Raw genomic sequence first — 15,432 nt, forward strand, 5'->3', positions numbered from 1 at the left:
AGCTTTGTTTCCATTCGCTAACAGATTTTCAAAGAGTGCTTGCCACGAGCAACCTTTTGAGGCTAGTTTATGAGCAGATTCAAACACTTGTTTGAAACCATTGTTTGAAGTCATTGCTTTTTCCATGACAGTTTTACCCCGAGTCCTTGAATCAGGATATGAAGTCCTGGTTGTGACCGGGATTTGTCTGATCATGACTTCTGAATAACAACTATAAATCCCTACAGGAGGCCTGTTGGATGATCTTCAATGGAGACGCTTTTTCAGTGACTTTGGGTACAGACGGCATCGCTGAACTCAAATTTGACCTGAAAAATGAATCAATCAATAAATTTAATCGAGATGCGATTACAGAGTTGAAACAGGCAGTAGAGGCAATCGCTGCCAGTTCAGAAGTCAAAGGTGTCATTGTCACCAGTGCTAAAGAATCGTTTGTCGTTGGTGCGGATATCACTGAATTTGGTGCCATGTTTGCACTGTCGGAAGAAGAGATTGTCAGCGACCTGCTTAAAACCCATGGGATTTTTAACAGCCTGGAAGATCTCGAAGTACCAACTGTGACGGCCATTAACGGTATTTGCCTGGGTGGCGGTTTTGAGCTGGCTTTGGCAACGGATTATCGTCTCATGGCACCAGCGGCCAAAGTGGGGTTGCCAGAAGTCAAGTTAGGAATCTTTCCCGGCTTTGGCGGTACGGTCAGGTTATCCCGTCTGATCGGTGCGGATAATGCTATTGAGTGGATTTGCTCTGGCAGTGAAAAGCGAGCCAATGATGCTTTAAAAGATGGCGCTGTGGATGGTGTGGTAGAACTTGATGGCTTGACTGCTGCTGCCCGGCAGATGGCCCTCAGGGCTGCAAACGGTGAGCTTGATTTTCGTGCCCGCAAGCAGGAAAAAAAGGCCGAGCTGCAGCTGAATAACATAGAAGGCATGATGGCATTTGAGACTGCGAAAGGGTTTGTGGCTGCCAAAGCCGGTCCGCATTATCCGGCTCCTGTGACTGCCATCAAGGCCATTCAGAAACACGCTTCTCAAACCCGTGACCAGGCTGTTGAAACAGAAGCCCGCGGCTTCGCCAAAGTGGCCAAAACCAAGGTGGCGGAGAATCTGATAGGTCTGTTTCTGAAAGACCAGTACCTGAAAAAGACCGCCAAGAAATGGCAGGCTGAAGCAGCTGATGTAAAAAAAGCCGCTGTTCTCGGGGCTGGGATCATGGGGGGCGGAATTGCCTATCAGTCCGCTTCAAAGCATATTCCCATATTGATGAAGGATATTAACGAAGCTGGCATCAAGTTGGGATTGGATGAGGCTGCCAAGCTGACTTCCAAACAGGTGGAACGGGGACGCCTGAAAACGATGGATATGGCTACGATTTTAAACGATATCCGACCAACACTCAGTTATGGTGATTTTGGTGACGTTGACGTCGTGGTTGAGGCTGTAGTCGAAAACCCCAAAATCAAAAAATCCGTATTGGCCGAAGCAGAAGGTCAAATTGGACAAGACAAGGTTTTGGCTTCAAACACTTCCACTATTTCCATTACTGAGCTGTCTACTGCACTGAAAAGACCTGAAAACTTCTGTGGAATGCATTTCTTTAACCCCGTCCATCGTATGCCGTTGGTAGAAGTGATTCGTGGTCAAAAAACCAGTGATCAGACAGTGGCTACTGTCGTGGCTTATGCGCAGAAGCTTGGAAAAACTCCAATCGTTGTCAACGATTGTCCAGGGTTTTTGGTGAATCGTATTCTATTTCCATATTTTGGCGGATTTGCCATGCTGGTTCGTGATGGTGTTGATTTTCAGCGTATCGATAAGGTTATGGAAAAGTTTGGGTGGCCAATGGGGCCGGCATATCTGATGGATGTTGTCGGTATCGATACGGGTGTTCATGCCCAAGAGGTTATGGCTGCCGGGTTCCCTGACCGTATGGCTCAGGATTTCACCAGTGCCATCCAGGTTATGTATGAACACAAACGTTATGGCCAAAAAAGCAGTGTCGGTTTTTATCGTTATGAGCTGGATAAAAAAGGTAAGCAGAAGAAAGCTACTGACCCTGAAAGCTATGAACTGATTAAGCCGGTTCAGACCGCTGAAGTTGAAATGACCGACGAGGACATTATTGCCCGCATGATGATACCGCTCTGTCTGGAAACAGTGCGTTGCCTGGAAGACGGTATTGTTTCAACCGCAGCAGAAGCTGATATGGGATTGGTATATGGCATCGGTTTTCCTCCATTCCGTGGCGGTGCCCTTAAGTACATAGATGACATGGGTGTAGCTGAATTCCTGGCGCAGGCTGAGAAATTTGCTGATCTGGGTGCCCTCTATCAGCCAACGGCAAAACTGGCCGAGATGGCAAAAAACAATGAAACATTCTTTTAATCAGCCAGAGGGGGAGCATTCATGAATCTTAAAGACAATGATGCCGTAATTATCGACTTTGTCCGGACACCAATGGGGCGATCCAAAGGTGGTTCATTTCGGAATACGCGCGCAGAAAATTTATCCGCTGTTTTGGTTGATGCATTATTCGACCGCAACCCAAATGCCAATCCTGAGCTGGTTGAAGATGTGATATGGGGGTGTGTTAATCAGACCATGGAGCAGGGATGGAACATTGCCCGCATGATGTCTTTGCTGACACGTATTCCTCATACCTCATCTGCTCAGACCGTCAGTCGGTTGTGCGGATCATCTATGTCAGCACTGCATACGGCGGCACAGGGTATTCAGACAGGTTTTGGAGACATGTTTGTTATTGGTGGTGTAGAGCATATGGGGCATGTGGAAATGATGCATGGTGTCGACCCCAATCCAACGTTGTCCAAAAAAGCAGCCAAAGCGTCTGGAATGATGGGGTTAACGGCTGAGCTACTGGGCAAGATACACGGTATTACCCGTGAGGCTCAAGATGAATTTAGTTTTCGTTCTCATCAACGGGCCCATGAAGCCACCGTTAAAGGCTTTTTTAAAAATGAAATCCTGCCGGTACAGGGGCATGACTCCAATGGTGCTCCGTTTCTGCTTGATCATGACGAGACGATTCGCGCAGACACAACTGTTGAAAAGCTGGCGGAACTTCGGCCGGTATTTGATCCTAAAAACGGTACTGTGACAGCAGGTTCGTCATCTCAGATCAGTGACGGTGCTTCTGCAATGTTGGTGGTCAGCGCCAAAATGGCCAAAGAGCTGGATCTAAAACCACGGGCGGTTATCAGAGCCATGGCGGTTGCCGGGGTTGATCCCTCAATTATGGGATACGGACCGGTACCTTCAACTCTGAAGGCACTTGAGCGTGCAGGAATGTCTATTGATGACATCGATTTCGTTGAGTTGAATGAGGCATTTGCGGCGCAGTCGCTACCAGTGTTGAAGGATCTGAAATTGCTGAACAAGATGGATGAAAAAGTAAATCTGCATGGCGGTGCAATTGCACTTGGTCATCCGTTTGGTTGTTCTGGTGCGAGAATTACAGGTACTTTACTTAACGTGATGGAGCAGAAAGACGGTCAATTTGGATTGGCGACCATGTGCATTGGTTTGGGACAAGGCATCTCGACGATTATCGAGCGAGTATGATTTGATCTAGCGATTCAGATATCCCGGAAAGGATTCCGGGTATTTTTTTATCAAGCTTCTGAGTCCTCCTTCTTGTCTTCTTCGGATGCAAAAATGCCTGAGATGAGCTTTGAGATTCGTTTAATTTCCTGAGTTTTACCGTCATAAGAAATGTCACTGGACAATAATAAGTCCTTGGCGTGTTTGTAGTAGTTTGCCGCGGAAATGTAATCCTCCTCTTTTTGGCTCTTTTCTCCCTGATTCAGGTATGCCTGGACTTCCAGTGTTAAAACTTTTTTCCTTAGCCGGTGCGTGTGCGCCATCATGTCATGGTCAGAAATGACATGACGGTGGCGCATATAACGTAGTAGTTTGTAAGTTTTAACGGCATAACGCTTGAGTTCGGCGATCTGGCGGTCATTAGTTGGAACCTCAGCCTCTATGGCTTCACCATTGAGTTCCTCGCACATTAGTCTGGCTCTTTCCAGTTCGGATGTGACGCTTCTGTCATGTGGTGCCAGGGCTGCGCGTTGTTCATGTTCGGATAAAAAATATTCACTGATGATGGCCAATAAAGCGGGGTCTCCATCATAGTGTTTGAGTACATTAATGATATCTTCGGTATCGTTTGCCAGTTGTTTGAGTTTCCTGAGCTTGGCTTTGAGTTCGCGTTCCTGTTGTTCCCGTATTGCTGCTTTTTTGGAGATCCAAAGCCCGAATACCATTAATAGAAACAGGGTAAAAACAAGTAGTGTCAACCAAACCATGAGGACATTCTGATAAGGGTTAAAAAGGATTTTCCTAAGTCTAGCAGTGTTTTAGGGTTTCTGAACGAGTGTTTTTATTCTAACCTGAATAATTAGATCCGGCTTGACCCGGATGATTTAAAAAGATATACCTCGCGCCTTTGTCATATTGTCAGTGTTATTTTTTTGTTCAGTTGAACTATACGGGAATCACTTATGGGTAAATCGCTGGTTATCGTTGAGTCGCCTGCGAAAGCTAAAACAATCAATAAATATCTTGGAAAAGAGTACGTCGTTAAGAGTTCCATTGGTCATATCCGAGATCTCCCCGTTGGTGGTCAGGCAAGCAAGACTGATCCCAAAGAGCGTGCCAAAGCTGCGGCAGCGACCCGCAAGATGAGCCCCGAGGAAAAGGAAAAACATCGCCGTCAGAAGACCAAAGAACAGTTGTTTACCAGAATGGGTGTGAACCCGGAGAACAACTGGGCGGCGCAGTACCAGGTATTGCCAGGCAAAGAGAAAGTTGTTGATGAGCTTAAGCGTCTTGCCAAAGATGCGGACACTATTTATCTCGCGACGGACTTGGATAGAGAAGGGGAGGCAATTGCCTGGCACCTTCGTGAGTCTATTGGTGGAAGCGAAGATAAGTATAAGCGAGTGGTATTTAACGAGATTACCAAGAATGCCATTAAAGATGCGTTCTCGGCGCCAGGTTCGTTGGATATTGACCGTGTAAATGCCCAACAGGCCCGCCGCTTTTTGGATCGTGTTGTGGGATTTATGGTCTCGCCATTGCTTTGGAGCAAAGTTGCCAGAGGTTTGTCTGCGGGTCGTGTTCAGTCTGTGGCGGTGCGGCTGATTGTTGAGCGGGAGCGGGAGATCCGGGCATTTACCCCGGAAGAGTTTTGGCAACTGTTTGCCAATACCCAGTTGCCTGGAAAAAAAGATGAGCTGCGTCTGGAAGTGGTTAAGCATGCGGGCGAAAGCTATCGTCCTACGAATAAGGCGGACAGCGATCGCATGGTGGCTCTGTTGGAAGGGGTGCCGATTTCAGTTGCAGATCGTGAGGATAAGCCTACCTCCAGCAAACCAAGTGCACCATTTATTACATCTACCTTGCAGCAGGCTGCCAGTACTCGGCTGGGTTTCAGTGTCAAGAAAACCATGATGCTGGCACAGCGCTTATATGAAGCGGGTTATATTACGTACATGCGGACGGACTCTACTAATCTGAGTCAGGATGCCATAACGGCGGTAAGAGATTATATCGAAGGTAACTATGGTGACCAGTACCTTCCCAAGAGTCCTGTTCAGTATGGTAGTTCTGCGAGTGCACAAGAGGCTCACGAGGCTATTCGTCCATCTGATGTCAATGTGTCCTCAACCCAGCTGTCGAATATGGAACGCGATGCCGAACGCCTCTATGAACTTATATGGAGACGTTTCGTTGCGTGCCAGATGACGCCAGCTAAATATAAAAGCTCTACCATCACTGCCAGGGCAGGAGAGTTTGAACTCAAGACCAAAGGCCGAATTCTGGTGTTTGACGGTTATACCAAGGTTTTGAGTCAGTCTCTGAAAAAAGAGGAAGACATTGTTTTGCCTGATGTGCAGGTAGGTGATGATTTAAAACTATTGTCTCTGGATCCCTCTCAGCACTTTACCAAGCCTGCGCCAAGATATTCTGAAGCGGCTTTGGTAAAAGAGTTGGAGAAACGGGGGATCGGCAGACCGTCTACCTATGCGTCCATTATTTCGACTATTCAGGAGCGGGGTTACGTATCCATGCGTAACAAGCGCTTCTATGCAGAAAAAATGGGCGATATTGTCACTGATCGCTTGGTCGAGAATTTTAACGATCTGTTGGATTATAACTTCACAGCCAACATGGAGCAGACGCTGGATGCCATTGCCGAAGGTGATCGTAATTGGATTGAGACGTTAAATAGCTTTTATGCAGGCTTTACCCAACAGTTAGATCATGCTGAAGCGGGAATGCGACCAAATCAGGCGGTAGAAACCGACATTGATTGCCCGACATGTGGACGCAAGATGGCCATTCGGAATGGGAGTACGGGGGTGTTTTTGGGTTGTACCGGTTACAACCTTCCGCCGAAGGAGCGCTGTAAAACCACTATTAACCTGATATCTGGTGATGAAGTGGTGGATGCCGATGCGGATGATGAAGCTGAAAGTAAAGCGTTAAGAGCCAAAAAAAGATGTCCTGTCTGTGATACAGCGATGGAAAGCTTTCTTTTGGATGAGCATCGAAAAATCCATATATGCGGAAATAACCCTGATTGCCATGGTTACGAAATCGAGCAGGGTGAGTACAAAATTAAAGGGTATGATGGTCCGGTGCTTGAATGCGATCGCTGTGGTTCTGAAATGCAGCTGAAAAATGGTCGGTTTGGCAAGTATTTTGGGTGTATGAATGACGAGTGTAAAAATACTCGTAAGTTGCTGAAAAATGGTGAGCCTGCTCCGCCAAAAGTGGATCCGATTCCGATGCCGGAACTTAAATGTCAGAAGGTGGATGACACTTATGTTCTTCGGGATGGCGCTTCAGGTTTATTTTTGGCCGCTAGCCAGTTTCCCAAGAATCGTGAAACCCGCGCGCCTCAGGTTCAGGAGCTGATTCCTCATAAATCGGAAATAGATCCGAAATATCAATACCTGTTATCTGCGCCGACGCATGATCCTGATGGAAACCCTGCGATCATTCGCTTCAGTCGTAAGAATAAAGAGCAGTACGTTATGAGCGAAGTGGAAGGTAAGGCGACAGGTTGGAAAGCTTTTTACCGAAATGACAAGTGGCAGGTGGACGGTCAGAAATAATGATTGTGCATAAAAAAGCCCTCAGTGAGGGCTTTTTTAGCTAGCTACCAGTGCTCATCATTTTCAGGACTTGGGAACTGGGCGCAGTGTTTCTCCGGTATAAAGCTGACGAGGGCGTCCGATTTTGTAAGACCCGCCAATCATCTCTTTCCAGTGTGCAATCCAGCCTGGAGTTCTGCCCAGAGCAAAAATTACCGTAAACATATCAACTGGAATTCCAATGGCTTTAAGGATGATTCCAGAATAAAAGTCGACGTTTGGATAGAGTTTTTTCTCAATGAAATACGGATCTTCCAGTGCGATTTTCTCAAGCTTGCGTGCAATCTTCAGTAATGGCTCGTTTTCGATACCGAGAAGATCCAGCACTTCGTCACAAGTGGCTTTCATCACTTTCGCACGAGGGTCATAATTTTTATATACCCTATGACCAAATCCCATTAGCCGGAAAGGATCATTTTTATCTTTGGCTTTGGCAATGAATTCCTCAATGTTGGACTCGTCACCAATTTCTTCCAGCATATTCAGAACGGCTTCGTTGGCACCGCCGTGGGCTGGTCCCCAAAGGGCTGCTATGCCAGCTGCGATACATGCAAACGGGTTGGCACCTGAAGAGCCGGCCAGGCGAACGGTGGAAGTGGAAGCATTCTGCTCATGATCGGCATGTAAAAGAAATACTTTGTCCATGGCGCGACCCAGAACAGGATCAACCTTGTAGTCTTCGCATGGCGTCGAAAACATCATATAAAGGAAGTTTTCTGCGTATGTCAGATCATTTCTTGGATATACAAAAGGCTGGCCCCGTGAATATTTATATACCATGGCGGCCAGGGTTGGCATTTTTGAAATCAGGCGATGAGCGGTAATTTCACGGTGGCGTTCGTTACTAATGTCCAGCGAGTCATGGTAAAAAGCTGATAGTGAGCCGACCAGACCGCACATTACTGCCATAGGATGGGAGTCACGTCGAAAACCGTGGAAAAACTGATGTATCTGTTCATGGACCATGGTGTGGTGCATGATCATGTCTTCAAAACTTTTCTTTTCTTCCGCTGATGGTAGTTCTCCGTAGAGCAGAAGGTAACATGTGGACAGATAGTCAGAATTTTCGGCAAGGTCATCGATGGCATAGCCGCGATGCAACAACTGACCTTTGCCTCCATCAATGAATGTGATTTTGGACTCACAGGAGGCAGTGGAAACAAAGCCGGGGTCATAAGTGAAATAACCCTGCGCTGTCAATCCCGTCACATCTATTACATCGGGCCCGAGAGTACCTTGATAAATTGGCAAGTCTATAGGTTCTTTGCCATCGATAATCAGTTGAGCCTTTTTGTCAGCCATAAGGGCCTCCTTACATATCTCAGAAGAGCGCACATCAACGTTGCAGTCTATTGCATTGAGTGGCTGCGTTACTAACTTATTGATCCAAATAAATTGAAAATTATGGTTTGTTCAGCCTGAAATACTGAGTGTGTAATAAGGTAAATTTAGAATTCATCCTCACTAGGTTTCAGCGGTTATCAATCAGGCTCCATGTTGGAACCATATTTTATTGTTTCTGAAAGAAGATAAACATTTAGTTAAGACTTTACGGCTGCCACGCTCTTGAACAGATTGGGTGCCAACAGTTCCAAGTAGGTGAAGATATTATGCCGAATCTCAACAAAGTGGCGCAAACTATAGAGATCTTATGAATTTGTCAATTTCCTCACAGTATTAGTAGACAATGGTCGTAGAGACTCTTTCTATAGCAAAAGCGGATTATCATAAACCCGAAGGTATGTAAGCGGTTATAGTTATTTTTAATGGCAGTCATTAGCAATCGAGGTTTGTAATTACGGTCTCTGGCCTCTATAATCGCGCCCGTTTTCTGGCCTCAGCAATACCCATTTCATTGACTTGGATAAATTTTTTGCTGACAAAATGATGGCACAGGTCATTTTACCTAAAACTTAATGCTTTTTTTGGTTAAGTGCTTGTTGTCCTCATCTACTGGTCAGTGCAGTCTAATAAAAAACGAAGGCTACTATTAAAAAGAGTGCATCAGCCGTGAATAAAAATCGCCCTGTTAATTTAGATCTGACTACTATTAAGTTTCCCGTCCCCGCAATTACATCCATCCTTCATAGAATCTCAGGCGTATATTTGTTTATAGGTATTGGGTTTTTGGTTTGGATGATGAGTACATCCCTGGAATCAGCTCAAGGCTTTAAGGTCGTGCAGAGTATGTTGTCCAGCGGAATTGCCAAGTTGATTCTCTGGGTTACAGTATCTGCTGTTCTTTACCACTTCGTTGCAGGAATCAAACACCTGTTTATGGATATGGGTATCGGAGAGAGCAAGGAAAGTGGGCCTAAGATGGCTATAGGTGTTGTGGCGATTTCCGCAGTATTGATTGTCCTGGCAGGAGTGTGGATATGGGCGTAATTGTTAGAAATGTCACCAATCTTAGCAGAAGCGGGTTATCTGATTGGCTGATTCAAAGATTCTCAGCAGTAGTCCTTGCTGCGTATACCGTCTTTATTCTGGTGTTTTTAATCGCCAGCCCCGAGTTGAGTTATGTTCAGTGGCACGCTTTGTTTGATCATACGGCGATGAAGATTTTTACCCTGTTAGCGATGTTGTCACTGATTGGACATGCCTGGGTGGGTCTGTGGACTGTAGCAACAGATTATCTGAAACCTATGGCGATCAGATTCATTTTTCTGGCCGTCGTTGCTATTACATTATTCGTATATCTAATCGTGACCGTTACGGCGCTTTGGGGTTAAACAATGGCAAATATGAGAACAATGACTTACGACGCCATTATTGTTGGTGGCGGCGGTGCGGGCATGCGAGCAGCAGTGCAGCTGGCCCAATCAGGCTTTAAAACAGCTGTAGTATCGAAAGTGTTTCCGACACGCTCGCATACGGTATCTGCTCAAGGTGGTATTACCTGCGCAATAGCCAGTGCTGATCCAAATGATGACTGGCGCTGGCATATGTACGATACCGTTAAAGGATCAGATTTTATCGGTGATCAGGATGCGATCGAATATATGTGTTCTGTCGGTCCACAGGCGGTTTTTGAATTGGATCACATGGGATTGCCGTTTTCCCGTACTGAGGAAGGTCGTATTTATCAAAGACCTTTCGGGGGGCAGTCAAAAGACTATGGCAAAGGTGGTCAGGCGGCCAGAACCTGTGCAGCTGCGGATCGTACCGGCCATGCTTTGTTGCATACTCTTTATCAAGCTAATCTGAAAGCTGGTACTCAATTTCTGAATGAGTGGTTTGCTGTTGATTTGGTGACTAATACTGATGGTGCTGTAGTCGGTGTTATCGCTCTGTGTATGGAGACTGGTGAGACTGTTTATATCCGTGCTAAAGCAACGGTATTCGCAACCGGTGGTGCCGGACGTATCTATGCCTCTACTACCAATGCTCATATTAATACCGGCGATGGTATTGGTATGGCGCTGAGGGCTGGTTTCCCTGTTCAAGACATTGAGATGTGGCAGTTTCACCCCACAGGTATTCATGGTGCAGGCGTCCTGGTAACAGAAGGGTGCCGTGGTGAGGGTGGTTACCTGGTCAATAAAGATGGTGAACGTTTTATGGAACGTTATGCGCCTAACTATAAAGATCTGGCCAGTCGTGATGTTGTTGCCCGTTCCATGATTCTTGAGATTTTGGATGGTCGTGGTGCCGGTCCTGATGGGGATCATGTTTTCCTTAAATTGGACCATCTTGGCGAAGAGGTGCTTAACAGTCGTTTGCCGGGTATTAGTGAGCTGTCGAAAATTTTTGCTCATGTGGATCCGGCGAAAGACATGATTCCGGTGGTTCCAACCTGCCATTACATGATGGGTGGCATTCCAACCAATGTTGGCGGTCAGGCACTGACCCAGTCTGCTGAAGGGTCAGACAATGTAATTGAAGGTTTTTATGCCTGTGGGGAAGCCGCTTGTGTTTCCGTTCATGGGGCTAACCGTCTTGGTGGTAACTCATTGCTTGACTTGGTTGTATTCGGTCGCGCAGCAGGGCTGCAGATTGAGAAAAGTCTGCGTGAGGGTTTTGATACCAAGCCGGCCAATGATGACGACATTGAACGCGCCATGCAGCGCCTTAACCGTTTAAATGCATCTACATCTGGTGAGAAAATTGCTGATGTACGTAAAGATCTTCAAAACCTGATGCAGCTGCACTTTGGTGTTTTCCGTAGAGGTGACAGTATGGAAGAAGGCTTGCGGAAATTGTCTGTCATTCGTGAACGGGTTCAGAACGTCCATCTGCAGGATAAAAGTGCAGCATTCAATACATCCAGGATTGAGGCGCTGGAGCTTGAAAACCTGCTCGAAGTTGCTGAGGCAACGGCTGTGGCTGCATCTGTGCGGACAGAAAGCCGTGGTGCTCATGCCAGGGAGGATTATCCCGAGCGTGATGACGAAAACTGGCTGTGCCATTCTTTGTTTTTCCCGGCAGACAAGCGTGTTGGACGGCGTGCTGTAAATTTTGCGCCAAATACAGTCGAGGCTTTTCAGCCTGTTAAGCGGACATACTAAGGAGATTTACAATGAAAGTTAGTATTTACCGCTATAATCCGGATACCGATAAAAAGCCATACATGAAAGACTATGAGGTTAGTCTGCCAGAAGGCAAAGACCTGATGGTTTTAGATGTTCTTCATCTGATCAAGGAGCAGGACGACAGTGTTGCATTTCGTCGTTCCTGTCGTGAAGGAGTTTGCGGTTCAGACGGCATTAATATTAATGGTAAAAATGGTCTGGCCTGTATTACTCACCTGTCTGATGTGGTGAAAGCGGGAGGAACACTGGTTGTAAGACCATTGCCTGGGTTGCCCGTTATACGTGATCTGGTTGTAGATATGGGTATTTTCTACAAACAGTATGAGCGTATTAAGCCTTATTTGATCAATGAAGAACCAGCGCCGGCAATTGAGCGTTTACAAAGCCCTGCAGATAGAGCGAAACTAGATGGGCTATATGAATGTATTTTGTGCGCATGTTGTAGTACGGCGTGTCCGTCTTTCTGGTGGAATCCAGATAAGTTTGTTGGGCCCTCAGGCTTGCTTCAGGCTTATCGTTTTCTGGCTGATAGTCGTGATACAGCAACGGCAGAGCGGTTGGCAGAACTGGATGATCCTTTCTCCGTTTTCCGTTGCCGTGGCATCATGAACTGTGTAGCCGTCTGTCCAAAAGGATTAAATCCGACTCGGGCAATTGGACACATCCGGAATATGCTGCTCCATAACGCAACCTGATACCTTAGATTGCTTATCCAGCAGAAAAAGCCGGGCTGTTCTCAGTGACAGACCCGGCTTCTTTGAAATCAAAAATCACTGAAGAGACGACATTTAATTTAGCAAGAGACCCACATAACTATCTATTGAAACTAAGGTTCAAAGATGCAAGACAGCATAATGGAGCAGCTCTGGGGGACATCCCATCTCGCCGGCGGAAATTCTTCCTATTTAGAGGAATTGTACGAATCTTATCTACGTGACCCTAATTCTGTGCCAGAAGATTGGAGAGCTGAATTCGATAAGCTTCCCCGTGTGAACCCCAGTGTTCACTCTGAAGTACCACACTCTCCGATTAAAGATCACTTTCTTCTGCTTTCAAAAAATCAGAAAAAGCTTTCCACTGCAGTGCTTTCGCCCAGTATAACTACTGAGCATGAGCGTAAACAGGTTCGTGTTCATCAGCTGGCTACAGCCTACCGCTTTCGTGGTCATCAGAAAGCAAAGCTTGATCCATTGGGGCTCGAGCAAAGACCTTCGATTCCAGACCTTGAGTTGCAGTATCACGAGTTATCGAAAGCTGATGAAGATACTGTATTTTCCTGCTCTCATTTATACGCGGGGAAGGAAGAAGCGACTCTTAAGGAAACAATTGAGCTGCTGGAGCAGACTTACTGCTCGTCTGTAGGAGCTGAGTTTACTCATATCGTTGATACTGCCGAACGTCGTTGGATTGAACAGCGCATGGAATCGGTAAAATCACATCCTGTTTACAGCAATGAAGCGCGTCTCCATATTCTTGAGCGTTTATCTGCTGGTGAGGGATTGGAAAAGTATCTGCAGAGCAAATATCCCGGTACCAAACGCTTCGGGCTTGAAGGAGGCGAAGCTCTGATTCCGCTGGTGGACGAACTGATTCAAAGAGCTGGATCTTATGGAACTAAAGAAATTGTCCTTGGGATGGCTCACCGCGGGCGTCTGAATATTCTCGTTAATATTCTGGGTAAAAGTCCTAGAGATTTGTTTGATGAGTTTGAAGGAAAATCCTTCTATGAGATGGGAAGTGGCGATGTTAAATATCACCAAGGTTTCTCGTCCAACGTAATGACTCAGGGTGGAGAAGTGCATCTGGCGATGGCTTTTAATCCATCACACCTGGAGATTGTGTCTCCTGTTGTTGAAGGTTCTGTTCGTGCCCGACAGGATCGCCGCAAAGATCCCGTCGGCACGACTGTATTACCTGTTGCTATTCATGGTGATGCTGCTTTTGCTGGTCAGGGTGTGGTCATGGAAACATTTCAGATGTCTCAGACCCGTGGGTATAAGACTGGCGGTACCATCCATATCATTGTGAACAATCAGGTCGGTTTTACGACCAGTCGCCGTGAAGACGCCCGTTCGACAGAGTACTGTACCGACATTGCCAAAATGGTCCAGGCACCTATTTTTCATGTTAATGGAGATGATCCTGAAGCCGTTGTTTTCGTGACCCAACTGGCTGTTGATTATCGTCAGCAGTTCAAACGCGATGTTGTTATTGACATGGTATGTTATCGGCGCCGTGGACATAATGAGGCCGATGAACCGGCAATGACCCAGCCATTGATGTACGAAAAAATCCGCAAAATCAAATCAACTCTGGATCTTTATGGAGAGCGTTTGGTTAATGAGGGTGTGATCGATAAAGACGGTGTGACGCAAATGGCCGAAGAATATCGTACGGCCCTGGAAAATGGCGAGCATGTTGCCAAATCGTTGGTTAAAGAGCCTAATACCTCATTGTTTGTAGACTGGAAACCATACCTGAATCAACCGTTTTCTGATGATTTTGATACTTCACTCGATCTTCAGTATCTGAGAGAGCTTGCTAATCGCATTAATACGGTCCCGGAAGGTTTTCCTGTACAGCGTCAGGTCAATAAGATCATAGAAGACCGTCTGAAAATGGCTGCCGGAGCAATGCCTATAAACTGGGGATTTGCTGAAACCCTGGCTTATGCAACGATTTTGGACTCCGATCACCCTATTCGAATTACTGGCCAGGATGTCGGGCGTGGCACTTTTGTGCATCGTCATGCGGTATTACACAGTACTAAAGATGGTTCCACTTACGTCCCGTTGCGCAATCTTTCAGAAGATCAGCCGGAGTTCGATATATACGATTCTTTCCTGTCTGAAGAAGCGGTCCTTGCATTCGAATACGGCTATGCCACAACAACACCAAATGCCTTAGTCATATGGGAAGCCCAGTTTGGTGACTTTGCCAATGGTGCCCAGGTCGTTATCGACCAGTTCATAACCAGTGGCGAGCACAAGTGGGGACGTCTGTGCGGATTGGTTATGCTGTTGCCGCATGGATATGAAGGACAGGGGCCAGAGCATTCATCTGCTCGCCTTGAGCGTTATCTGCAATTGTGTGCAGAGCAGAATATTCAAGTTTGTGTTCCGTCGACTCCAGCGCAGGTATACCACATGCTGCGTCGCCAGATCACCCGTAACCTGAGAAAGCCATTGGTTGTGATGTCACCAAAAAGTCTTCTGCGCCATAAAGATGCAGTGAGTACCTTGGATGAACTGGCGACCGGCAAGTTCGAAACGGTATTGGATGATCCGGATATTACAGATAAAGACGCAGTTCAGCGGGTCGTTTTCTGTAGTGGCAAAGTATATTACGACCTGCGTGAAAGATGCCGTCGTGATGAAATAGTGAACGTTGCGCTGGTACGTGTTGAGCAGTTGTATCCGTTCCCTGAAGACCGCCTTTATCAGATTCTTTCTACTTATCCAAAAGTGGAAGATGTTGTCTGGTGTCAGGAAGAGCCTATGAATCAGGGTGCATGGTATAGCAGTCAGCATCATTTACGTAATGTCATTCACCGACATGATCCGGACCTTTACCTGGTTTATGTTGGTCGTGAAGCTTCTGCTGCCCCGGCCGCTGGTTATATGAAATTACACTTGGAACAGTTAAATAAATTTTTAGAAGACGCCCTGGTCTATCCAAAAAAATAGATCAGGTCCGCATATAGGAGATTAAGGAACC

10 protein-coding genes are annotated in these 15,432 nt (G+C 46.4%); 8 read left to right on the forward strand and 2 right to left on the reverse strand.

Annotation, left to right across the window (positions count from 1 at the left end; genetic code table 11):
• Positions 1-239: 239 nt before the first annotated feature.
• Both fadB and fadA read left to right on the forward strand, forming a co-directional pair.
• Entirely contained in the window at positions 240-2,384 is a 2,145-nt protein-coding gene (fadB, locus tag YC6258_RS14875; protein ID WP_044617683.1) for a fatty acid oxidation complex subunit alpha FadB, read from the forward strand.
• A 21-nt stretch (positions 2,385-2,405) separates the two neighbouring features.
• Positions 2,406-3,581 (forward strand): acetyl-CoA C-acyltransferase FadA, encoded by a 1,176-nt coding sequence (gene fadA, locus YC6258_RS14880; protein WP_044617684.1) that lies wholly within the window; start codon positions 2,406-2,408, stop codon positions 3,579-3,581.
• Between the two features lie 50 nt (positions 3,582-3,631).
• Here the strand turns inward: fadA and YC6258_RS14885 are convergent, their stop codons facing one another.
• Positions 3,632-4,327, reverse strand: coding sequence for a hypothetical protein (locus YC6258_RS14885; protein ID WP_044617685.1), 696 nt, complete (start codon positions 4,325-4,327; stop codon positions 3,632-3,634).
• A gap of 195 nt (positions 4,328-4,522) precedes the next feature.
• Between YC6258_RS14885 and topA the strand changes: the two genes are divergently transcribed.
• Positions 4,523-7,144: a type I DNA topoisomerase gene (topA, locus tag YC6258_RS14890; protein WP_044617686.1), complete on the forward strand. Its 2,622-nt coding sequence runs from the start codon at positions 4,523-4,525 to the stop codon at positions 7,142-7,144.
• A 63-nt stretch (positions 7,145-7,207) separates the two neighbouring features.
• Here topA and gltA read toward each other — a convergent pair whose 3' ends face one another.
• Positions 7,208-8,485, reverse strand: a complete 1,278-nt coding sequence (gene gltA, locus YC6258_RS14895; protein WP_044617687.1) for a citrate synthase — start codon at positions 8,483-8,485, stop codon at positions 7,208-7,210.
• A 708-nt stretch (positions 8,486-9,193) separates the two neighbouring features.
• Here gltA and sdhC point away from each other — a divergent pair.
• The 5 genes from sdhC to YC6258_RS14920 all read left to right on the forward strand — a co-directional run bounded on the left by sdhC (position 9,194) and on the right by YC6258_RS14920 (position 15,401).
• The gene (gene sdhC / locus YC6258_RS14900) at positions 9,194-9,571 is read left to right on the forward strand and encodes a succinate dehydrogenase, cytochrome b556 subunit (protein WP_044617688.1); all 378 of its coding nucleotides are present in this window, start codon (positions 9,194-9,196) and stop codon (positions 9,569-9,571) included.
• Positions 9,571-9,915, forward strand: a complete 345-nt coding sequence (gene sdhD / locus YC6258_RS14905) for a succinate dehydrogenase, hydrophobic membrane anchor protein (protein ID WP_044620064.1) — start codon at positions 9,571-9,573, stop codon at positions 9,913-9,915. The genes sdhC and sdhD overlap by 1 nt, the downstream gene beginning before the upstream one ends.
• A 3-nt stretch (positions 9,916-9,918) precedes the next feature.
• A complete protein-coding gene (gene sdhA / locus YC6258_RS14910; protein ID WP_044617689.1) occupies positions 9,919-11,691 on the forward strand; it encodes a succinate dehydrogenase flavoprotein subunit in 1,773 nt (590 codons plus the stop codon).
• Positions 11,692-11,702: 11 nt separating this feature from the next.
• A complete protein-coding gene (locus tag YC6258_RS14915) occupies positions 11,703-12,410 on the forward strand; it encodes a succinate dehydrogenase iron-sulfur subunit (RefSeq protein ID WP_044617690.1) in 708 nt (235 codons plus the stop codon).
• A 144-nt stretch (positions 12,411-12,554) separates the two neighbouring features.
• On the forward strand, positions 12,555-15,401 hold the full coding sequence (locus YC6258_RS14920; RefSeq protein ID WP_144407655.1) for a 2-oxoglutarate dehydrogenase E1 component: 2,847 nt from the start codon (positions 12,555-12,557) through the stop codon (positions 15,399-15,401).
• Positions 15,402-15,432 lie beyond the last annotated feature (31 nt).

Origin of the sequence: Gynuella sunshinyii YC6258, from assembly GCF_000940805.1 — a bacterium.
GTDB lineage: Bacteria > Pseudomonadota > Gammaproteobacteria > Pseudomonadales > Natronospirillaceae > Gynuella > Gynuella sunshinyii.